Raw genomic sequence first — 20,029 nt, 5'->3', positions numbered from 1 at the left:
TGGGAAGGGCTGGGGGTAACGAAGGATCGGCTGTGCGAGTCACTCGCCCGTGAGGCGTTTTCCCCACTATGCAGTTGCCCTCCCACCCCCTCATTCAATCTTAATTTCTTATTAATATATGAGAGGAAGGTCTTAGGAGCCTTACGGACTTGAGCCCGGACGCTCGCCGGGCTTTAACCCGTTCCATGACGTCCTCGGCTCCGACTCCCAAATTTCTCTCCGCGCTTTCGGGGGAGACACACGCGAACCCTCCGATCTGGTTCATGCGTCAGGCGGGACGGTATCTGCCCGAGTACCGGGCGGTGCGCGCCACGGCTCCGGACTTCATCAGCTTCTGCTTCGATCCCGAGAAGGCGGCGGAGGTCACCCTGCAGCCGATGCGGCGGTTTCCCTACGACGCCTCGATCGTGTTCGCCGACATCCTGCTGGTCCCGGGCGCTCTGGGCCAGAAGGTCTGGTTCGAAGCCGGCGAGGGCCCGAAGCTGGGCGAGATGCCGTCGATCGAGTCCATGGCCGAAAAGGCCGGGAACGCGGGCGAGGCCCTCAAGCTCGTCGGGGAGACGCTGACGAGAGTTCGATCGGCGCTCGATCCGTCCAAGGCCCTGATCGGTTTCGCGGGCGCGCCCTGGACCGTGGCGACCTACATGATCGAAGGCGGCTCCAGCGACCGGAGCGGCGCGCGGACCTACGCCTACCAAAATCCCGAAAAGCTGGACGCGCTGATTCAGGTGCTGGTCGACTCGACGGTCGATTATCTGGCCATGCAGGTCGACGCCGGGGCCCAGGCCTTGAAGCTGTTCGAGAGCTGGGCCGAAGGCCTTTCCGAGCCGCTGTTCGATCGACTGGTCACCCAGCCGCACATTCGGATCATCGAGGGCCTGCGCGCGCGCGGCGTCACGGCGCCGATCATCGGCTTCCCGCGTGGCGCCGGGACGCTGGTCGAAGACTACGCGGCCAAGACGCCGGTGCAGGGCGTGGCGCTCGACACCTCGGCCTCGGCCAAGCTGGGTCAAGAGATCCAGAAGACCAAGACCATCCAGGGCGCGCTCGATCCGCTGCTGCTGCGCGCCGGCGGCGACGAACTGCTGCGTCGGGTCGACCAGCTTCTGGAACAGTGGAACCAGGGTCCCTACATCTTCAACCTGGGTCACGGCATCCTGCCCGACACGCCGATCGCCAATGTCGAACTGGTGCTGGAGCGGGTGACCGGCCATAAGGTCGGCGGATGACCCGCAAGCTTGCCGTCGTTCTGTTCAACCTCGGCGGTCCGGATGGTCCGCGCGCGGTGAGGCCATTCCTGTTCAACCTGTTCCGCGATCCGGCCATCATCGGCTTGCCGGCGATCTTTCGCTATCCGCTGGCGGCGCTGATCTCGACCAGCCGCGAGAAGATGGCCAAGGCCAACTACGCGATCATGGGCGGCGGTTCTCCCTTGTTGCCGGAGACGAAGAAGCAGGCCAGCGCTCTGGAAGCAGAATTGGCCAGGAGTTTGCCAGGCGTTCGAGGCCAAGTGCTTCATCGCCATGCGCTACTGGCATCCGCTGACCGGCGAGACCGCGCGCCAGGTCGCGACCTTCGCGCCGGACGAGATCGTGCTGTTGCCGCTCTATCCGCAGTTCTCGACCACCACGACCGGCTCGTCGCTGAAGGCGTGGCGCAAGGTCTATAAGGGCTCAGGCGTCGAAACGACCGTCTGCTGCTACCCGACGGGAGGCGGCTTGGTCGACGCTCACGCCCGAATGATCCGCGAGACCTGGGAAAAGGCTGGCTCTCCGGCGAACCTCCGCCTGCTGTTCTCGGCTCATGGACTGCCGGAGAAAGTCATCCTGGCTGGCGATCCCTACCAGAAGCAGATCGAGGCCACGGCCGCCGCCGTCGCGGCCAGGCTGCCGGCGGGCCTCGACTGGACCGTGAGCTATCAGAGCCGTGTGGGGCCGATGAAGTGGATCGGTCCTTCGACGGATGACGAGATCCGCCGCGCGGGCGCCGAAGGCAAGGGCTTGATCATCACGCCGATCGCCTTCGTTTCCGAGCATGTCGAGACCCTGGTCGAGCTGGACCACGAATATGCCGAGCTGGCGACGACGGTCGGCGCCGCGCCTTACATCCGGGTTCCAGCCCTGGGCTGCGCGCCGGAGTTCATTCAAGGCCTGGCCGGCGCCGTCCGTGACGCCATGGGCGAACGCGCCGGGTCGGTAGCTCCGGCCTGTGGCTGGCGTTGCGGCGCTGAGTGGTCCAAGTGCCCGCGTCAAGAAGGAGCCGCCGCGTGATGGAATTTCTGGTGGCGCACTTCAACCTGGTGCGCGGACTGCACATCCTGTCGGTCATCGCCTTCATGGCCGGGATGCTCTACCTGCCGCGTCTGTTCGTCTATCACAGCAAGGCGACGCCCGGCTCGGAGATGCACGAGACCTTCACGGTCATGGAGCGGCGCCTGCTGCGCGGCATCATCAATCCGGCCTCGATCGCCACGGCGCTGTTCGGTCTTGGTCTGATCCTGGCCGACGCCCAGATCCGCGGCTGGAGTTTCCTGGTCGAGCCCTGGATGGCGACCAAGCTGGTGGCCCTCGTCGGGCTCTACGGCTTCCACGGCTTTCTGTCGGCCTCGCGCAAGAAGTTCGAGAAGGGTGAATATCCCCGGTCCGAAAAGTTCTGGCGGATGGTCAACGAGATCCCGTTCGTGCTGGCGATCGTCATCGTCCTGTCGGTGACGACCAAGTTCCTGAACCACTGAGTCCGGCCGGCGGCTTGACCGCCGGTCCCCCGCGTGGTTTGCATCCAGGGAAGTTCGGATTTTCCGAACTCCCTTTCCACGGACCGGCGCCCGTCCTGGCGCGCCCCGCGAGCGATCGCTCCAAGGTTCGTCCCCCGAACGATCCGCGTCATCGTCAATCGACGCGCTCGCCTGGTCCGTCCGCATGGGCGGACCGGTGTGACCATCGAAGTCTTACCGGCCGGACTCCGTCTTGGGGTCCGCGCCCACTCTTGAGCCTTGTCATGACCGAAGAAACCGAAAACGAAATTCCCGCCTCGGATGGCGAGGCCGCCGAACAGGCGACCACCGAAGCGACCTCCGTCGATATCGATACGACGGTGGAGGCCGCGACCGACGCCGAAGCCGAGGCTGAAGGCGAAGATGAAGGGTCCGGGATCGCCGACGCCATCGCGGCCCTCGGCCTCAAATCCATGTCCCTGCAGGAGCTGAAGGAAAAATCCCCGGCCGACCTGCTGGCGTTCGCCGAGACCTTCGAGGTCGAGAACGCCAACTCCATGCGCAAGCAGGACATGATGTTCGCCATCCTGAAGACCCTCGCCGAGGAAGGCGTGGAGATCTCGGGCTCGGGCACCATGGAAGTGCTGCAGGACGGCTTCGGCTTCCTGCGCTCGCCGGAAGCCAACTATCTGCCGGGCCCCGACGACATCTATGTGTCGCCGTCGCAGATCCGGAAGTATGGCCTGCGCACCGGCGACAGCGTCGATGGCGCCATCCGCTCGCCGCGGGAAGGCGAGCGCTACTTCGCCCTGACCAGCGTGTCGAAGATCAATTTCGAGGCGCCTGACAACGTCAAGCACAAGATCCACTTCGACAACCTGACGCCGCTCTATCCCGAGCAACGTCTGAACATGGAGTTGCCCGATCCGACCGTGAAGGATCGCTCGGGCCGCGTCATCGACATCGTCGCTCCGCTCGGCAAGGGCCAGCGCTGCCTGATCGTCGCCCCGCCGCGCGTGGGTAAGACGGTCATGCTGCAGAACATCGCCAAGTCGATCGAGACCAATCACCCCGAGTGCTACCTGATCGTCCTCTTGATCGACGAGCGTCCGGAAGAAGTCACCGACATGCAGCGCACGGTGAAGGGCGAGGTCATCGCCTCGACCTTCGACGAACCGGCGACCCGCCACGTGCAGGTGGCCGAGATGGTCATCGAAAAGGCCAAGCGCTTGGTCGAACACAAGCGCGACGTCGTCATCCTGCTGGACTCGGTCACCCGTCTGGGTCGCGCCTACAACACCACCGTCCCGTCGTCGGGGAAGGTGCTGACCGGCGGCGTCGACGCCAACGCCCTGCAGCGCCCGAAGCGCTTCTTCGGCGCGGCGCGGAACGTGGAGGAGGGCGGTTCGCTGTCGATCATCGCCACGGCCCTGATCGACACCGGCAGCCGCATGGACGAGGTGATCTTCGAAGAGTTCAAGGGCACCGGTAACTCGGAAATCGTCCTGGACCGCAAGGTCGCCGACAAGCGCATCTTCCCCGCCATCGATGTGCTCAAGTCGGGCACCCGCAAGGAAGAGCTCATCACCCCGCGCGACCAGCTTCAGAAGACCTATGTCTTGCGCCGCATCCTCAACCCGATGGGCGCCTCGGATGCGATCGAGTTCCTGCTGGACAAGCTGCGTCAGTCGAAGACCAACGGCGACTTCTTCCAGTCGATGAACACCTGAGTCCAAACAGACTCATCTCAGAACGAGAAAGGCCCCGGTTCTACCCGGGGCCTTTTTTGTTCGCCGTACTGGTTTGGTCGTGCCGGGCTTGGCCCTACGGAATAAGCACGGTGGCGCCGGTCGTACGGCGGCCTTCCAGCGCTTCGTGCGCGGCGCGCGCCTCGGCCAGCGGGAAGGTCTGGCCGATGTCGATCTTCACCGCGCCCGAGTTGAGGACGGCGAATAGCGCCTCGGCGCTCTCGTCCAGTTCCCTGGTCGTGGCGATGTAGTCGAAGAGGCGCGGGCGGGTGACGAACAACGACTTGCCCGACAGCTCCAGCGGCGCGAAGGGCGGGACCGGACCCGAGGCGTTGCCGAAGGTGACCAGCATCCCGCGTCGGGCCAGGCTCTTGAAGCTGGCGTCCCAGGTGTCCTTGCCGACTCCGTCATAGACGACCGCCACGCCCTGACCGCCGGTGATCTCGGCGACCCGGGCGGCGACATCCTCGCGGCCATAATCGACGACATGGTCCGCGCCGAGCTCGCGGGCGAGCGTCAGTTTGGCCTCGCCGCCGGCCGTGGCGATCACCGTCGCGCCGAGAGCCTTGCACCACTGCACCAGGATTTGGCCGACGCCGCCCGCGGCCGCGTGCACCAGAACGAGGTCTCCGTGTTTCACGTGGAAACACCGGCGGACCAGGAACTCGGCCGTCATGCCCTTGAGCAGGACGGCGGCGGCGGTCTCCAGGCTGACGCCGTCGGGCACCTTGACCGCGCGCTCGGCCGGGACGACCGCCGCTTCGCTATAGGCCCCCAGGGTTCCATTGTAGGCCACGCGGTCGCCGACCTGGAACCGCGTGACGCCATCGCCGATCGCCTCGACCGTCCCGGCCGCCTCCAGCCCGATCACCGCCGGCATCTTCAATGGGTAGAGGCCAGAGCGATGATAGGTGTCGATATAGTTCAGACCGACGGCCTCGTGACGCACAAGGATCTGTCCGGCGGCGGGCGAGGGGACCGGAAGCGCGACGGCTTCCAGCACCTCCGGACCGCCCGAGCGAACCGCCTGGATCGCTAGCATCAGCCGAGCGCCTTCTGGAAGAATGTCAGGCTGCGGCCGTTGGCCTTGGCCGCGTCGGCGGCGTCATAGTGCGCGCCGCCCTCGCGGGCAAAGGCGTGATCGCGGTCCGCGTAGGTGTGCAGCTCGATCTGGGGGTGATCTTTCAGGGCGGAAAGGATCAACTGCTGGGCTTCCGGCGGGACGAACTGGTCCTTCTCGGCGATGTGCATCAGCAGAGGGTGGGTCAGCTTTTCGGCCTCGTTCACGTGCTTCTCGATGCCTACGCCGTAGTAGGAAACGCTGGCGTCGACATCGGTGCGCGTCGCGGTGAGGAAGGCCAGCAGGCCGCCAAGGCAGTAGCCGACCGCTCCGACCTTGCCGTTGACGCCCGGCAACTCGCGCGCCTTGGTGATGGTGGCGGCGATGTCGCCGACGCCGGCGTCCACGTCGAACGCGTTGAACAGTTCGAAGGCGCGCTTCCACTCGGCCTCGGACTGGTCGGTGATGTCGATGCCGGGCTCTATCCGCCAGAACAGGTCGGGCACGATCGCGACATAGCCCTGGGCGGCCAGGCCGTCGGCGATATCGCGCATCACCTTGTTGACGCCGAAGATCTCCTGGATCACGACGATGGCCGGCGCGCTTTCGGCCTTGGGCCGGGCGACATAGGCCGAGAAGTCGCCATCGGGCGTGGTGATCGTGAGGGTCTCACTCATCGCGGGTCTCCGTGCTTACTGTGTCTCAAGTCAGACCGATGTGACTTTCGACCAAAGCGCTCTAACCTGAGCCGACGGGCCTTGGCCCATAACAATATCGTGCCCTGCCCGAAGGGAACCTCCGCATGAAGATGACCATCGAGATTGACTGCACCCCCGTCGAAGCCCGGAGCTTTCTGGGACTGCCCGACGTCAGCGCCTTGAACGAGCATCTGGTGAAAGAGATGCAGAACCGCATGGACGCCAACATGGCCATGCTGGCGCCCGAGGAGCTGATGAAGAACTGGATGGCGTTTGGCACGGGCGCCCAGGAGCAGTTCCGCAAGCTGATGACGGCGGCGGCGGGCGCGGCGGCCGGCAAGCGCGAATAGGTCATGGTGGATACGATCTTCGCCCTGGCCACGGCGGCCGGGCGCGCGGCCGTGGCCGTGGTGCGTGTCTCTGGTCCCGAGACTGTTTCGGTGGTCGAGGCGCTGACAGGCGGCAGGCCCAAGGCGCGGACGGCGGCGCTTCGCACCTTGCGCCATGGCGGCGCCGATCTGGACGAGGCGCTGGTTCTTCGCTTCGAGGGGCCGGCCAGCTATACCGGCGAGGACAGCGTCGAGTTTCACGTGCACGGCGGCCGCGCCGTGGTCGAGGCGTTGATGGTGGCGCTGTCGGAGCTGGGCCTCCGCCTGGCCGAGCCGGGCGAGTTCACCCGTCGGGCATTCGAGAACGGCAAGCTCGATCTTGCCCAGGCCGAGGGTGTCGCCGACCTCATCGACGCCGAGACGGAAGCTCAGCGCAGGCAGGCGCTCGGCCAGGTCGGCGGCGCGCTGAGTCAGCGCTATGACCGCTGGCGCGATTTGCTGATTCAATCCCTGGCCATGCTCGAAGCCGCCGTCGACTTCCCGGATGAGGATTTGCCGGAGGAGGTGGCCGAACGCGCTCGGCCTGGACTGCGGATCCTGAGCGCCGAACTCGACGCGGCCTTGGCTGATGTTTCGCGCGGGCGACGGGTTCGGGACGGCTTTCGCATCGCCCTGGTCGGCGCGCCGAACGCCGGCAAGAGCACCTTGCTGAACGCGCTCGTCGAGCGGGACGCGGCGATCGTCACGGACACACCAGGTACGACCCGGGACGTCATCGAGGCGCCGCTAGTGCTTGGGGGTTACAAGGTTCTGATCGCCGACACGGCCGGTCTGCGCGAAACGGCGGACGCCATCGAGGCGGAAGGCGTGCGCCGCGCCCGAGCCTGGGCTGAGGAAGCCGACCTAAGGCTTTGGGTCATCGATGGGTTTCACGTGAAACATACGGTGAAGCTTGAAGAGGCGGTTCGACCCGGAGACTGGCTTGTACTGAACAAGACCGACATCGCCGACGCCGCGGCGCTGGACGAAGCGACCGCGCGCTGGGCGGGGGAGGGCTTGAAAGTGGTCCGTCTGTCCGCCCGTTCAGCGGATGCGCTGGCTGAAGTTCGCGAGGCGCTTTCCATCTATGTCGCCGAGGTGCTGTCCGGCGCTGATTTTCCCGCCGCCACGCGACTGCGTCACGCCGAACGCCTCGTGGAAGCCCAAGGCTACGTCCGACGAGCGCTCTCCGACGTCGGTCTCGAAGTCGAACTGGCCGCTGAGGACGTTCGCCTCGCCGCGCGGGCGCTTGAGAAGATCACGGGGCGGGTCGACCCGGAGGATGTGCTCGGGCGCGTCTTTTCGACCTTCTGCATCGGCAAGTGATGTTCCACGTGAAACGTCCCCTATATTATCCACAGCGCGCTCACAGCTGGGGTAGGGGTGTTTCACGTGGAACGCCCTTGAGTCACATCGACCGCCTCGCCTGATTGGCGTATAGATCGAGTCCAACGCCCCCGCGGTATGCCGGGGGCGTTCGCATTGAGGCGAGTTCGTTGTCCAACACCTGGGATGTCATTGTCATCGGCGGCGGCCACGCCGGCTGCGAGGCGGCGGCCGCCTCGGCGCGCGTGGGCGCGCGCACCCTGCTGCTGACGCACAAGCTTGAAACGATCGGCGAGATGTCCTGCAACCCGGCCATCGGCGGCCTGGGTAAGGGTCATCTGGTGCGCGAGATCGACGCCCTGGATGGCGTCATGGGTCGCATGGCCGACAAGGCCGGCATTCAGTTTCGGATGCTGAACCGCTCCAAGGGCCCGGCCGTTCGCGGGCCGCGCGCCCAGATCGACCGCAAGCTCTATCGCGAGGCGATGCAGGCCGAACTGGCGGCCACGAAGAACCTCGACATCAACGCCGCCGCCGTCGAGGACCTGATCGTCGAGGACGGCAAGGTCGCCGGCGCGATCGACGGGGAAGGGCGGTCGTATCGCGCGCCCCGAGTTATCCTGACGACGGGCACCTTCCTGAAGGGCGTCATCCATCTGGGCGAGACGCGTATTCCGGCCGGCCGCGTCGGCGACCAGCCGGCCATCGGCCTGTCGGATCGCCTATATGGCCTGGGCTTCCAGATGGGTCGGCTGAAGACCGGCACGCCCGCGCGCCTCGACGGTTCCACCATCGCTTGGGATCGCCTGGAGATGCAGCCCGGCGACGACGAGCCCGTGCCGTTCTCGTTCCTGAACGATCGGATCGAGACCCCGCAGATCGCCTGCGGCATCACCTTCACGACCGCCGAGACCCACCAGATCATCGCCGACCGCCTGAGCGAGTCGCTGGTCTATGGCGGTCGCGCCACGGGGATCGGCCCGCGCTATTGCCCGTCGATCGAAGACAAGGTCGTGCGCTTCGCCGACAAGACCAGCCACCAGGTGTTTCTCGAGCCGGAAGGCCTGGATGACACCACGGTCTATCCGAACGGCATCTCGACCTCGGTCTCGGAAGAGACCCAACTGCTGTTCCTGCGCACCATTCCCGGCCTGGAGGCCGTGGAGGTCAAGCGCTATGGCTATGCGATCGAATATGACTATGTCGATCCGCGCGAGCTCTACGCCACGCTCGAGACCAAGCGCCTGCCGGGCCTCTACCTGGCCGGCCAGATCAACGGCACCACCGGCTATGAAGAGGCGGGCGCTCAGGGTCTGGTCGCCGGCTTGAACGCTGCGCTGGCGGAGCAGGGCCGGGAGGCCGCCGTCTTCGCGCGGGACGAAGCCTATATTGGCGTAATGATCGATGACCTCGTCACCCGGGGCGTCACCGAGCCCTATCGAATGTTCACCAGCCGGGCCGAGTTCCGCCTGACCTTGCGGGCCGACAATGCCGACCAGCGCCTGACCGATCGCGGGATCGCGCTGGGCTTGGTTGGCGAGCGCCGGGCCGTGGCCTGGGCTGAGAAGAAGGAGCGCCTCGAAGCGGCGCGCGGCTTCGCCCGCTCGGTGAGCCTCACCCCGAACGAGGCCGTGAAGGCCGGCTTCAAGGTCAATAGCGACGGCGTGCGCCGCGACCTGTTCGCCATGCTGGCCTATCCGGACGTGACGCTGGACGCGCTCGGCGTCGTCTGGCCGGAGGTTTTCACGTGGAACACAGACGTCCGGGAGCAGATCGAGATCGAGGCGGCCTATGCCGGCTATCTCGACCGCCAGCGCGCCGACGCCGAGTCGCTGCGCAAGGACGAGGATCTGCGCCTGCCGGCCGAGCTCGACTATGCCGATATCGGCAGCCTGTCGAACGAGGTCCGGGAGAAGCTGGCCCGCGTGCGTCCGATGACCCTGGGCCAGGCGGCGCGCATCGAGGGTGTCACCCCCGGCGCGCTGACGGCGCTGCTAGCCCATGTGAGGCGCGGCCGTGCAGCCTGAAGCCATGACCGCTGAACCCCCGGCGCTGGACGCGACTGGTTACCAAGCCCTTACCGGCGTGTCCGACGCCCAGATGGCCGACCTGACGCGCTTCCAGGACCTGCTGGCCGAATGGAACGCGGTCATGAATCTCGTCGGACCGCTGACCATCGCCACCTATTGGACGCGCCATGCGCTGGACAGCTCGCAGCTGCTGGCCTTGGCGCCCGATGCGCGCGTCTGGGCCGACCTTGGCGCCGGCGCCGGTCTGCCCGGCGTCGTGCTGGCCATACTGTTGAAGGGCCAGGGTGGGGCCAAGATCCATCTCGTGGAGAGCATGGCCAAGCGTTGCCGCTTCCTCGAGGTCGCGGCCAAGACGATGGATCTGCCCGTCGAGATCCACAATGTCCGGGCCGAAGAGCTGAAGCTGAAGGTCGATGTGGTCACCGCCCGCGCCTGCGCGCCGATGACCAAGCTGCTGGGCTTCGCCGAACCCTATCTCCATCGCGGCGCGACGGGCTTGTTCCTCAAGGGCCAGGATGTCGCGGCGGAGCTGACGGAGGCCCGCAAGGCCTGGTCGTTCGCCAGCGAGCTACTCCCCAGTCAAAGCGACCCTCGCGGCCGCATCGTTCAAGTGAAGAGGCTTTCCCGTGCCCGCTAATCCTCTCCGCGTCCTGGCCATCGCCAATCAGAAGGGCGGCGTCGGCAAGACCACGACCGCCATCAATCTCGGCACCGCCCTGGCGGCTTGCGGCGAGCGCGTGCTGCTGATCGACGCCGATCCGCAGGGCAACTGCTCGACGGGCCTGGGCATCACACGCATCCAGCGTCGGACCACGCTTTATGACGTGCTGATGGGCGAGTCGCCGGTGATCGACGCGGCGGTAAAGACGGAGCTGCCTGGGCTGGACGTCATACCCGCCGACGCCGACCTTTCGGGCGTCGAGATCGAACTGGGTCAGACCGCCCGACGGTCATACCGTCTGCGCGACGCCTTGGAGACGATCCGCGCCAACGGGCCCTACACCTATGTGCTGATCGACTGCCCGCCGTCGCTGAACGTGCTGACCGTCAACGCCATGACCGCCGCCGACGCAGTGTTCGTGCCGCTGCAGTGCGAGTTCTTCGCCCTCGAAGGCCTGACCCAGCTAATGCGGACCATCGAGCGCATCCGCGGCAGCCTCAATCCGCGCCTGGAGATCCAGGGCGTGGTGCTGACCATGTACGATCGCCGCAACAGCCTGTCAGAGCAGGTCGCTCGCGATGTCCGCGACTATTTCGGCGACAAGGTCTATGACGCGGTCATCCCGCGTAACGTCCGCGTCTCCGAGGCGCCGTCGTTCGGCAAGCCCGTGCTCCTGTATGACCTGAAGTGCGCCGGCAGCCAGGCCTACCTGAAGCTGGCCCGCGAGGTGATCAGCCGCGAGCGCGATCGCCAGGCCCAGGCCGCCTGATCCCACCCGAAATATCGATCCGAGTTAGAACGAGAAGAAGATGGAGTCCGTGGTGGCTGAGGCGAGTGGTTCCGAAGGGCGTCGTGGTCTGGGGCGGGGGCTTTCCGCCCTGCTGGGCGAGGTCGAGAACGCGCCGGCCCAGGCGCCCGGCGACAACGCCCCTGGTTCGCGCGAAGCGCCGATCGAGATCCTGAAGCGCAATCCCGATCAGCCGCGCCGCACCTTCCGGGAAGAAGACCTGGAGGAACTGTCCAATTCGATCCGCGAAAAGGGCGTTCTGCAGCCGATCCTGGTCCGGCCGGCGCCCGGGGCGTCCGGTGAATATCAGATCGTCGCCGGCGAGCGACGCTGGCGTGCGGCTCAGCGCGCGGGCCTGCGCACCGTGCCGATCATGGTGCGCGAGCTGGACGATCTGGCTGTGCTGGAGATCGGCATCATCGAGAACGTCCAGCGCGCCGACCTGAACGTCCTGGAAGAAGCGCTCTCCTACAAGGTGCTGATGGAGAAGTTCGAGCGCACCCAGGAGGCCATCGCTCAGACCATCGGCAAGAGCCGCAGCCACGTCGCCAACACCATGCGCCTGCTGGCCCTACCGGAGGAGGTGCAGTCCTACCTGGTCAGCGGCGAGCTGTCGGCGGGTCATGCTCGCGCCATCGCCGCGGCGGCGGACCCGGTCTCGCTCGCCAAGCAGATCATCGACGGCGGCCTGTCGGTTCGCGAGACTGAAGCTCTGGCCCGCAAGGCCCCGACCGCCACGCCGTCGAAGAACAAGGGCGGCCGTCCCCCGCGGGTGAAGGACACCGACACCCAGGCCCTCGAAGCCGATCTCTCGTCGGTGCTGGGTCTTGATGTCTCGATCGACCATCGCGGGGCGGGGGGCGCCTGACGATCACCTATGCGACGCTTGAGCAGCTCGACGACCTATGCAATCGACTGACGCGCGGAATCTGATCTCGATCTGATCAGGCGCACCTAAAAACGTGCGGATGATCGGATTCTGGAGCCTTCCAAAATCGCGTCTGTCGCGCACCAAACGGCGCTGTTCCGTACTCCGGGAGGCGCCGTTTTCGTCAGAGGAGGGCGGATCGCAGCGATTTCCGCCGCAAACCCTTCTATCAAAAGGCTTTCTCAAGAAGCATCCACAGGCGCGCAAAGAGCCCTTTTAGAGGGGTTTGGAGCCTACAGACCCAAGCGACGCGCGCGCCCCGCGATCATCAGCGCCAGGCGTTCGGAAATCAGCTGGTCGGGGGAGCCGGACGTCTTGCAGGCGCGGTCGGCGTTGAGGATCTCACCCTGGATTTCCAGGATGGCTTCCAGGTTCCAGGCGCGCGCCTGACGCAGGAACTCGCGCTCCTGTTTCCAGAACACGCCGGCGGCCTTGGCGGCGGCCTGCAGGTCGACGCCGTTCTTGTGCAGGGTCAGCACGCGGCGCAGGCGCCCAAGATAGTAGCCCATGGCCCGGACGGCGGCCGGACCGCCTTCGCCCTCGGCGGCCGCGCGGCGAAGAGCCTGCTGGGCAGGACCGGCCTTGCCGCCAAAGGCGTCGGCGGCGGCGTCGCTGAGCGAGGCCTCGGGCTCGACGCCCAGAAAATCGGTCAAGTCGGCGGCGGTGGCGGTGACGCCGCTGTTGGGACCCAGATAGAGCGCCAGCCGTTCGATCTCGGCGCGGGCCACGCCGCGCTCCTTGGGCAGGCGGGAGACGAAGAGGTCCAGCGCTTCGCTGTTCAGCCCGACCTTGTCATTGGCCAGGGTGTCGCGGGTCAGTCGGGCCAGGTCGCCCGCTTCGTCTTCATAGCAAGGGATGACGGCGCAGCCGCTGGCCTTCTCGCCGACCTTGCGCAGCTGGGAGTCGCGGCCTAGCGCCCCGGCCTCGACCAGGAAGAAGGCGTCGGGATTGAGCTGGCCCTCGACGTGGCGGGTCAAGGCCTCGGCGGCCTGCTTGTCGGGTCCGGCCTTCTCGCCGGCCAGCCGCAGGCGGACGAGGCGGCGGCCGCCCATCAGCGACATGGCCGAAAGCTCGTCCTCCAGCTTGGCCGGATCGGCGTCGAGGTCGCCGTCGGTCAGCATGGCGGTGTCGAAGGGATCGTCCGGACGCGGGACCACGCGCTTGGCCAGCGCGTTGGCGCGATCGCGCACGACGCCCCGATCCTTGCCGTAGATGACCACGGCCCGGATGTCCGGGGCCGGCTCCCGCAGGAAGCGTTCGACGTCCGGACGCTTGGAGAGGATCATGACCCGCTAGGCCGCCGGCTTTTTCTTGCCGGCCGCCAGCCAGGTGGCGAGATCCAGCTGGATCTTGCGGGCCGCTTCGGTCGCCGCCCGCTCCTGGCCGTCGTTCTGGGCCGCAATGGCCGCGTAGGGCTGGTCGGCGGAGTCGTAGGTCACCGACACCTCGGTCTTGCCGTTGGTGGCTTCCTTGCCGCTCTTGGCGTCCATCAGCCGCCAGTCGACGCTCATCCGCAGTTCGTAGCGGTTGGCGACGTTGTCGAGACGCACGCCGCGGGCGAAGCGGATCTCCTTGACCGAGAAATAGAGCTTATAGGCGGTGGCGTCGCCCTGCTTATGGCCGAAGGCGTCGTCCAGTTGCTCGCGCAGCAGGTAGCCGCCCCGGCCCTCGGCCGCGACGGTCTCGATGCTGGAGAGGCCGCCCTCGACGCCCGGCTGGCCATACAGCGGCGTGAAGCCGGCGCAGGCCGAGAGGGCGAGGGTCGAGAGCGCGAAAGCGCCAGCCGCCAGGGTGCGTTTCATAGAGGTCCCTTGGGGTCTCAGTTGGCCACGATGTTGACGATGCGATCCTTGACGACGATCACCTTGCGGACCGTGACCCCTTCAAGGTGAGCCAGGACGTTCGGATCCGCCAGAGCGATTTTCTGAACCTCGTCTTCCGGCGCGCCAGCCTTGACCTTGATCTCGCCGCGACGCTTGCCGTTGATCTGGATCGGCAGGACGCGCTCGTCGTCCGCGGCCAGGGCCGGGTCGGCCTTTGGCCAGGGCGCGTTGACGACCATGCCTTCGCCGCCGATGCGGGCCCAGGCCTCTTCGGCCAGGTGCGGGGTGAAGGGGGCCACCAGGCGGGCCAGGATGTTCAGGGCCTCGGCGCGGGCCGCCAGGACGGCGTTCGAAGCGCCTTCGGCCGGAGCGGCCTTCAGCGCGTTCAGGAACTCGTACAGGCGCGCCACGCCGCTGTTGAAGCGGAAGCCCTCGATGCTGTCGGTGACGAAGCCGATCAGCTTGTGAGCCGACTTGCGCAGGGCCAGGGCCGCTTCGTCGCTGTCGTCGTGAGCGAAGTCGCCGGCCGGCTGGCTGTCGAACTCGTTCCACAGGCGATGGGTGAAGCGCCAGCTGCCCTCGACGCCGGAATTGGTCCACTGCACGTCGCGCTCTGGCGGGCTGTCAGACATCACGAACAGGCGGGCGCTGTCGACGCCATAGGCCTCGAAGATGTCCTCGGGGGCGACGACGTTCTTCTTGGACTTCGACATCTTCTCGACGTCGCCGATGATGATCGGCGCGCCGGTCGTGGCGTGGACAGCCGAGCGGGCGTTGCCCTCGACGGTGATACGGATGTCCGACGGCTCGACCCAATCGCCGGCCTCGTTCTTGTAAGCCTCGTGGGTGACCATGCCTTGGGTGAACAGGCCCGCGAAGGGCTCCTCGACCGACAGCAGGCCCTCGTCCTTCAGGGCGCGGGTGATGAAGCGGGCGTAGAGCAGGTGCAGGATCGCGTGCTCGACGCCGCCGATATATTGGTCGACCGGCAGCCAGTGGTCGGCCGCGTCCTTGCCCACCGGCTCGGCGGCGTGGGTGTCGGCGAAGCGCGCGAAGTACCAGCTGGAGTCGATAAAGGTGTCCAGCGTGTCGGTCTCGCGCTCGGCCTTGCCGCCGCACGAGGGACAGGTGGTGTGGCGCCAGGTCGGGTGACGCAGCAGCGGATTGCCCGGTTTGTCGAAGGTGACGTCCTCGGGCAGGGCGACCGGCAGCTGGTCTTCCGGCACCGGCACGACGCCGCAGGCTTGGCAGTGGACGACCGGGATCGGGCAGCCCCAGTAGCGCTGGCGCGAGACGCCCCAGTCGCGCAGGCGATAGACCGTCGCGCCCTGACCCTGGCCGGCCGCCTCGATGCGGGCGACGGCCTCGGCCTTGGCGGCCTCGACGTCCATGCCGTCCAGGAATTCCGAATTGAAGATCTTGCCGGGGCCGACATAGGCCTCCTTGCCGACCTGGAAGCTCGCCGGATCCTCGCCGTTGGGCAACACGACGGGCTTGACCGGCAGGCCGTATTTGCGGGCGAAGTCCAGATCGCGCTGGTCGTGGGCCGGGCAGGCGAAGATCGCGCCGGTGCCGTAGTCCATCAGGATGAAGTTGGCGATCCAGACGGGCAGGGTGATCGACGGGTCCAGCGGGTGCTTCACCCGCAGGCCGGTGTCGTAGCCCAGCTTCTCGGCGCTCTCGATCTCGGCCTCCGAGGTGCCGCCCTTGCGGCAGTCGGCGATGAACTGCTGGATCTGCGGGTTCTCGATAGCCAGGCGCTCGGCCAGCGGATGCTCGGGCGCGACGCCGACGAAGCTCGCGCCGAACAGGGTGTCGGGACGGGTCGTGTAGACCTCCAGGCCGTCCGCCATGCCGTCGGGCGCTTCGCCGTCGAACTGGAACTTGAAGCGCAGGCCCTTCGAGCGGCCGATCCAGTTCTCCTGCATCAGGCGAACCTTGTCGGGCCAGCGGTCCAGGGTCTTCAGGCCGTCGATCAGGGCGTCGGCGTAGTCGGTGATGCGCAGGAACCACTGGGTCAGCTTGCGCTTCTCGACCGTCGCGCCCGACCGCCAGCCCTTGCCGTCGATGACCTGCTCATTGGCCAGGACGGTCATGTCGACCGGGTCCCAGTTGACCGAGGCTTCCTTGCGATAGACCAGGCCGCGCTTCAGCAGGCGCAGGAACCAGGCCTGCTGCTTGCCGTAATATTCCGGGTCGCAGGTGGCGAACTCGCGCGACCAGTCGACCGAGATGCCCAGCGACTTCAGCTGCTCGCGCATGGCGGCGATGTTGTCGTAGGTCCAGCCCTTGGGATGGACGCCGCGCTCCATGGCCGCGTTCTCGGCCGGCATGCCGAAGGCGTCCCAGCCCATCGGGTGCAGGACGTTGAAGCCTTGAGCGCGCTTATAGCGGGCCACCACGTCGCCCATGGCGTAGTTGCGGACGTGGCCCATGTGGATGCGGCCCGACGGGTACGGGAACATCTCGAGGACGTAGTATTTCGGACGGCCGTCGTTGATCTCGCCGGTCTTGAAGACGTCGGCCTTCGCCCAGGCTTCGCGCCACTTGGGTTCGGTGTCTTTGGGATTATAGCGGGCCATCGGAAACCAGGGTCTTGGATGCAGGAACGCGCCGGGCGCGAGATAGCCGAAAGTGTAAGCGGTTTCGGCGGTTATCGTGCGCCCAACTATTGGACTTGGAACCTGCCAAGGCAGGCTCCGCGCGCGTCCGCGACAAGTTAAGCGGTTTCGCGGCTGGAGCGCGTAGAGAAATAGGAAGCCAGGGTCCTCTTCGCCTGGAAGAGGACCCGTGAGCGCCTTAGTTCTTGATGTTCGAAAGTCGAAGCTGACGGGCGCGGGTCAGGATCGCGTTCTCGAGATCGGTGGCGGTCTGATCGGCGACCGGAGCGTCGACCCAGGCGCCGTTGATGTCCTTGGACTGCTTGAAGACCGTGACGTTCAGGCCGTCGGCGCGCAGGCGGGTGTCCAGGATGTAGACGGTGGCCTTGAAGCGCTCGGCCGGCGTTTCCGGGTTCACGTACCAATCGGTGATGATCACGCCGCCGTACGGGTCGGCCGAGGCCAGGGGCATGAAGGCCAGGGTGTCCAGGCTGGCGCGCCACAGATAGCCGTTGACGCCGATCGAGCCTTCCGACGCCGGGGCCTTGGCGCCGCCGCCGAAGCGCTTGAACGGGTTGAGGCCCGGCTCGTCGCTTTGCGTGGAGAAAGTCTTGGGGGGCTTGTTGCTGGCGCATGCGGTCATGCTCAGCATCGACAGAGCCAGGACGCCCGCGGCGACGCCGCGCATCACAGACCCACGTTCAAACGCCATAGTACCTCGCTCCAAATGTCTTTCGGGCGCTCGCGCGCACCCTGGCGCGCCCCCGCGGCCGGGAGCCGGTCTATAGCATGGCTGCGCCGCCTCAAAACAGGAATCGCGTGACCTCGTCGCAACAGGACTCGATTGAATCGCCCAATTTGGCGCCGGGTGCGACCGAAGCGAGGTTGACCGCGTTCCGCTCCAGCCTTTAATCGCAATGTAAGGGGCTCGTTCCTACATGGGATGGGTGGGGACAACTGAGTATAGGCGGCGAGTGGTGATGACCGCGACGCGTTTCTTTCTGGCGGGGACTGCCGCGCTGATCCTGACGGGATCGGCCTCGATGGCGTTCGCCCAAGCCAAGCCGCACGCCGTCACGCCGGATTTCTCGGTCAAGAACGACTTCACCAGCGCCGCCGCCGGCGTCCAGTATCCGCAGGATGACAAGCGCACCCTGCGTTGGGACGCCAAGAAGGGTCGCTGGGGCCTGAAGCTGGACCTCGATCAGCCGTCCAGCCGCGAAATGGAAATGCAGGACGTCCAGGCCGGCGCCTATTTCAAGGTGACTCCGTCGATCCGCGTCGGCGGCGCCGTCAGCCTCGGTGAATCCAACCCGGCGCTCGCCGCCCGCAAGGCCCAGCAGCCCGATCCGGCTCCGCGCGTACGCCTCGAGACCGCCTTCAAGTTCTAAGGTCCGGCCAAGGCCTCCACGGCCGCGATCCCGACAATCCCGCTGCCGATCAGCCGCGAGACCGTGCGCGCGCGCACCCCGCCCAGCGCGTAGACGGGCAGCGACGTCGCTGCGACGAGATCCTTTAGGCCCTCCACGCCCAGCGGCTCGCCGGCCGACGGACTGTTGCTGGGAAAGATCGGCGAGACGACGACGGCGTCGGCGCCCCGCGCTCGGCCGCCTGGATCGCGCCCCGATCATGGGCCGCGACGGTGATCAGCCAGCGACTGTGCTCGGCTCGCAGGCGAGGGATCTCGGCCGAGAGCCGCTCCGGCATGTGCAGGCCATCGGCGCGGACGCCCTCGGCCAGGCCCGGATGGGCGCCGACCAGCAGCAGCAGGCCGCGCTCGGTGGCGATCACCCGCAGCCGGCGTCCGCGCTCGATCGCGTCCTCGGCGCTGAACGCTCTGTAGACGATCCCCGCGCCGGCCGGCAGGCGCTCGGCGATCGCCTCGGGGTTAGGAACCCGCTGCGGATCGGTGAAGAACAGCAGGTGGGGCAGGGCCTGGCCGCGCACGGTCCTTGGCGGAAAGGCCGCGGCCGCACTAGACAGGACTTCCAGTTCGCTCACGTTCCCGTCCAAGGCTGCCCCCAATGTCCCACGCTCTCGCTCGGATCCAGGACCGCATCGCCGTCGCCGAGGCGCGCGCCGGCCGGCAGGCCGGATCGGTGACTCTGGTGGCGGTGTCGAAGACCCAGCCCTGGGAGCATATCGCGCCGGTGCTGGAGGCGGGACAGAAAGTCTATGGCGAGAACCGCGTTCAGGAAGCGATGGAGCGCTGGGGTCCGCGCCGCGAGGGCCTGGAGCTGCGCCTGATCGGCCCGCTGCAGACCAACAAGGCCCGCGAGGCGGTCGATTTCTTTGACGTCATCGAGACGCTCGACCGCGAGAAGCTGGCCCGCGTGCTGGCCGAGGAGATCCAGCGGGTGGGCAAGGCCCCGCGACTCTACGTGCAGGTCAATATCGGCGAGGAGGTCCAGAAGGCCGGCGTCGCACCCTCAGAAGCCGACGCTTTCCTCGCCGCCTGCCGCGAATCCTACAGCCTGACGATCGAGGGCCTGATGTGCATCCCGCCTGTCGGCGCCGATCCCGCGCCCTATTTCGCATCCTTGCGGGCCATCGCCGCGCTCAACGGCGTCGAGAAGCTGTCGATGGGCATGAGCGACGACTTCGAGATCGCCATCGCCGAGGGCGCGACCTCGGTTCGGGTAGGCTCGGCGCTGTTCGGCGACCGCCACTACGGCTAGTCGGCGACGATCTCGACCGCGTCGCCCGGTTTGGCGATGGCCAGCACCGCCTCTAGGTCCGGTCGCGCCAGGGCCACGCAGCCCTCGGTGCCCGGATAGCCGTCGCGGGCCAGGTGCATGAAGATCGCCGAACCCATGCCTGGCGCGGGCGGACGGTCGTTGTGGCCCAGGATGACGACCAGGTCGTAGACGTGGTCATCACGCCACATCCGTTCGGCGCTGGCCGGGTAGGGCAGCAGGACAGGGCGGTTGTAGTTCGGATCGCCCGGGGAGTCGCACCAGCCGTCGTCGGGGCGGGTGGCGTGGAGGGGCAGGGCGGTCTTTGGACCGCCTTTATAGACATCGGGCCGGTACCAGACCTCGCGCATGACCCATGTCCCCGCCGGGCTCTTGTTGTCGCCCTCGCGCTTATCGGCGGCGGCGATCGCGCCAGCCTTGCCGATCGCGCAGCGCACGGTGCGCCCGTTCAGCTCGAAGCGGCCATCCGCATGGGCTCGAAACAGCATCAAAGGTGTCTCCCAGACATTCCTGTTTGGCGCTCAATGGCCGCCGAAACCCGCTACCACTTTCCGCTATTGAGCTTAAGGCCCCGCTCGGGGTTGTCCCCGA

The 20,029-nt window shown here is 66.8% G+C and carries 17 protein-coding genes and 3 pseudogenes; 12 read left to right on the top strand and 8 right to left on the bottom strand.

Going from position 1 to position 20,029, the window contains the following annotated elements; all coding sequences use genetic code 11:
• Window positions 1-185 precede the first annotated feature (185 nt).
• From hemE to rho, 4 genes and pseudogenes are all read left to right on the top strand, one after another.
• A complete protein-coding gene (gene hemE / locus ACHMW8_RS07695; RefSeq protein ID WP_125158942.1) occupies window positions 186-1,229 on the top strand; it encodes a uroporphyrinogen decarboxylase in 1,044 nt (347 codons plus the stop codon).
• A pseudogene (hemH, locus tag ACHMW8_RS07690) lies at window positions 1,226-2,270 on the top strand (ferrochelatase). The gene hemE and the pseudogene hemH overlap by 4 nt, the downstream one beginning before the upstream one ends.
• Window positions 2,270-2,734 (top strand): CopD family protein, encoded by a 465-nt coding sequence (locus ACHMW8_RS07685; protein ID WP_125159059.1) that lies wholly within the window; start codon window positions 2,270-2,272, stop codon window positions 2,732-2,734. The pseudogene hemH and the gene ACHMW8_RS07685 overlap by 1 nt, the downstream one beginning before the upstream one ends.
• A 263-nt stretch (window positions 2,735-2,997) precedes the next feature.
• A complete protein-coding gene (gene rho, locus ACHMW8_RS07680) occupies window positions 2,998-4,443 on the top strand; it encodes a transcription termination factor Rho (protein WP_125158944.1) in 1,446 nt (481 codons plus the stop codon).
• 94 nt (window positions 4,444-4,537) lie between these two features.
• Here the strand turns inward: rho and ACHMW8_RS07675 are convergent, their stop codons facing one another.
• Together ACHMW8_RS07675 and ACHMW8_RS07670 are read right to left on the bottom strand one after the other, a co-directional pair.
• The gene (locus tag ACHMW8_RS07675) at window positions 4,538-5,503 is read right to left on the bottom strand and encodes a quinone oxidoreductase family protein (RefSeq protein WP_395445178.1); all 966 of its coding nucleotides are present in this window, start codon (window positions 5,501-5,503) and stop codon (window positions 4,538-4,540) included.
• The gene (locus ACHMW8_RS07670; RefSeq protein ID WP_125158946.1) at window positions 5,503-6,198 is read right to left on the bottom strand and encodes a dienelactone hydrolase family protein; all 696 of its coding nucleotides are present in this window, start codon (window positions 6,196-6,198) and stop codon (window positions 5,503-5,505) included. Before ACHMW8_RS07670 ends, ACHMW8_RS07675 begins: the two co-directional genes overlap by 1 nt.
• A gap of 125 nt (window positions 6,199-6,323) precedes the next feature.
• Between ACHMW8_RS07670 and ACHMW8_RS07665 the strand changes: the two genes are divergently transcribed.
• The 6 genes and pseudogenes from ACHMW8_RS07665 (at window position 6,324) to ACHMW8_RS07640 (ending at window position 12,324) form a co-directional block, all read left to right on the top strand.
• Window positions 6,324-6,569, top strand: a complete 246-nt coding sequence (locus ACHMW8_RS07665) for a DUF6489 family protein (RefSeq protein WP_125158947.1) — start codon at window positions 6,324-6,326, stop codon at window positions 6,567-6,569.
• Between the two features lie 3 nt (window positions 6,570-6,572).
• Window positions 6,573-7,913 (top strand): tRNA uridine-5-carboxymethylaminomethyl(34) synthesis GTPase MnmE, encoded by a 1,341-nt coding sequence (gene mnmE / locus ACHMW8_RS07660; RefSeq protein WP_395445177.1) that lies wholly within the window; start codon window positions 6,573-6,575, stop codon window positions 7,911-7,913.
• 170 nt (window positions 7,914-8,083) lie between these two features.
• Entirely contained in the window at window positions 8,084-9,940 is a 1,857-nt protein-coding gene (gene mnmG / locus ACHMW8_RS07655) for a tRNA uridine-5-carboxymethylaminomethyl(34) synthesis enzyme MnmG (RefSeq protein ID WP_395445176.1), read from the top strand.
• A gap of 4 nt (window positions 9,941-9,944) precedes the next feature.
• Window positions 9,945-10,580, top strand: coding sequence for a 16S rRNA (guanine(527)-N(7))-methyltransferase RsmG (gene rsmG / locus ACHMW8_RS07650; protein ID WP_395445175.1), 636 nt, complete (start codon window positions 9,945-9,947; stop codon window positions 10,578-10,580).
• The gene (locus ACHMW8_RS07645) at window positions 10,570-11,373 is read left to right on the top strand and encodes a ParA family protein (protein WP_125158951.1); all 804 of its coding nucleotides are present in this window, start codon (window positions 10,570-10,572) and stop codon (window positions 11,371-11,373) included. Before rsmG ends, ACHMW8_RS07645 begins: the two co-directional genes overlap by 11 nt.
• A 40-nt stretch (window positions 11,374-11,413) precedes the next feature.
• Window positions 11,414-12,324: pseudogene (locus tag ACHMW8_RS07640) on the top strand (ParB/RepB/Spo0J family partition protein).
• A 228-nt stretch (window positions 12,325-12,552) separates the two neighbouring features.
• On the opposite strand, the gene holA reads toward ACHMW8_RS07640, so the two are convergent.
• The 4 genes from holA to ACHMW8_RS07620 form a co-directional block, all read right to left on the bottom strand.
• A complete protein-coding gene (gene holA, locus ACHMW8_RS07635) occupies window positions 12,553-13,605 on the bottom strand; it encodes a DNA polymerase III subunit delta (protein WP_395445174.1) in 1,053 nt (350 codons plus the stop codon).
• A 6-nt stretch (window positions 13,606-13,611) separates the two neighbouring features.
• A complete protein-coding gene (gene lptE, locus ACHMW8_RS07630) occupies window positions 13,612-14,121 on the bottom strand; it encodes an LPS assembly lipoprotein LptE (RefSeq protein ID WP_125158954.1) in 510 nt (169 codons plus the stop codon).
• A 17-nt stretch (window positions 14,122-14,138) separates the two neighbouring features.
• Complete coding sequence (gene leuS / locus ACHMW8_RS07625) at window positions 14,139-16,724, bottom strand: leucine--tRNA ligase (RefSeq protein ID WP_395445173.1); 2,586 nt, start codon at window positions 16,722-16,724, stop codon at window positions 14,139-14,141.
• Between the two features lie 217 nt (window positions 16,725-16,941).
• Window positions 16,942-17,469 carry a DUF3576 domain-containing protein gene (locus ACHMW8_RS07620; protein ID WP_125158956.1) on the bottom strand — a complete coding sequence of 176 codons (528 nt, stop codon included), beginning with the start codon at window positions 17,467-17,469 and terminating at the stop codon, window positions 16,942-16,944.
• A 253-nt stretch (window positions 17,470-17,722) separates the two neighbouring features.
• Here ACHMW8_RS07620 and ACHMW8_RS07615 point away from each other — a divergent pair, with 253 nt between their 5' ends.
• Window positions 17,723-18,133 carry an NtrZ family periplasmic regulatory protein gene (locus ACHMW8_RS07615; protein ID WP_199743570.1) on the top strand — a complete coding sequence of 137 codons (411 nt, stop codon included), beginning with the start codon at window positions 17,723-17,725 and terminating at the stop codon, window positions 18,131-18,133.
• Here ACHMW8_RS07615 and ACHMW8_RS07610 read toward each other — a convergent pair.
• Window positions 18,130-18,734: pseudogene (locus ACHMW8_RS07610) on the bottom strand (thiamine phosphate synthase). The gene ACHMW8_RS07615 and the pseudogene ACHMW8_RS07610 sit on opposite strands and share 4 nt — an antisense overlap.
• A 32-nt stretch (window positions 18,735-18,766) precedes the next feature.
• On the opposite strand from ACHMW8_RS07610, the gene ACHMW8_RS07605 reads away from it, so the two are divergent.
• Complete coding sequence (locus ACHMW8_RS07605) at window positions 18,767-19,420, top strand: YggS family pyridoxal phosphate-dependent enzyme (protein WP_395445172.1); 654 nt, start codon at window positions 18,767-18,769, stop codon at window positions 19,418-19,420.
• Here the strand turns inward: ACHMW8_RS07605 and ACHMW8_RS07600 are convergent.
• Window positions 19,417-19,926, bottom strand: coding sequence for a L,D-transpeptidase (locus ACHMW8_RS07600; RefSeq protein ID WP_125158960.1), 510 nt, complete (start codon window positions 19,924-19,926; stop codon window positions 19,417-19,419). The two genes, ACHMW8_RS07605 and ACHMW8_RS07600, sit on opposite strands and share 4 nt — an antisense overlap.
• Between the last annotated feature and the right edge of the window lie 103 nt (window positions 19,927-20,029).

The sequence above is a fragment of the Caulobacter sp. UC70_42 genome (genome assembly GCF_044056025.1).
Lineage (GTDB): Bacteria > Pseudomonadota > Alphaproteobacteria > Caulobacterales > Caulobacteraceae > Caulobacter.
The sequence above is the reverse complement of the archived record's forward strand: the minus strand, read 5'-3'. Positions and strand labels throughout refer to the sequence as shown.

Coding starts and splice junctions, on each gene's coding strand:
- hemE (WP_125158942.1), top strand. CDS start 186: ATGACGTCCTCGGCTCCGACTCCCAAATTTCTCTCCGCGCTTTCGGGG.
- ACHMW8_RS07685 (WP_125159059.1), top strand. CDS start 2,270: ATGGAATTTCTGGTGGCGCACTTCAACCTGGTGCGCGGACTGCACATC.
- rho (WP_125158944.1), top strand. CDS start 2,998: ATGACCGAAGAAACCGAAAACGAAATTCCCGCCTCGGATGGCGAGGCC.
- ACHMW8_RS07675 (WP_395445178.1), bottom strand. CDS start 5,503: ATGCTAGCGATCCAGGCGGTTCGCTCGGGCGGTCCGGAGGTGCTGGAA.
- ACHMW8_RS07670 (WP_125158946.1), bottom strand. CDS start 6,198: ATGAGTGAGACCCTCACGATCACCACGCCCGATGGCGACTTCTCGGCC.
- ACHMW8_RS07665 (WP_125158947.1), top strand. CDS start 6,324: ATGAAGATGACCATCGAGATTGACTGCACCCCCGTCGAAGCCCGGAGC.
- mnmE (WP_395445177.1), top strand. CDS start 6,573: ATGGTGGATACGATCTTCGCCCTGGCCACGGCGGCCGGGCGCGCGGCC.
- rsmG (WP_395445175.1), top strand. CDS start 9,945: ATGACCGCTGAACCCCCGGCGCTGGACGCGACTGGTTACCAAGCCCTT.
- holA (WP_395445174.1), bottom strand. CDS start 13,605: ATGATCCTCTCCAAGCGTCCGGACGTCGAACGCTTCCTGCGGGAGCCG.
- lptE (WP_125158954.1), bottom strand. CDS start 14,121: ATGAAACGCACCCTGGCGGCTGGCGCTTTCGCGCTCTCGACCCTCGCC.
- leuS (WP_395445173.1), bottom strand. CDS start 16,724: ATGGCCCGCTATAATCCCAAAGACACCGAACCCAAGTGGCGCGAAGCC.
- ACHMW8_RS07615 (WP_199743570.1), top strand. CDS start 17,723: ATGACCGCGACGCGTTTCTTTCTGGCGGGGACTGCCGCGCTGATCCTG.
- ACHMW8_RS07605 (WP_395445172.1), top strand. CDS start 18,767: ATGTCCCACGCTCTCGCTCGGATCCAGGACCGCATCGCCGTCGCCGAG.
- ACHMW8_RS07600 (WP_125158960.1), bottom strand. CDS start 19,926: ATGCTGTTTCGAGCCCATGCGGATGGCCGCTTCGAGCTGAACGGGCGC.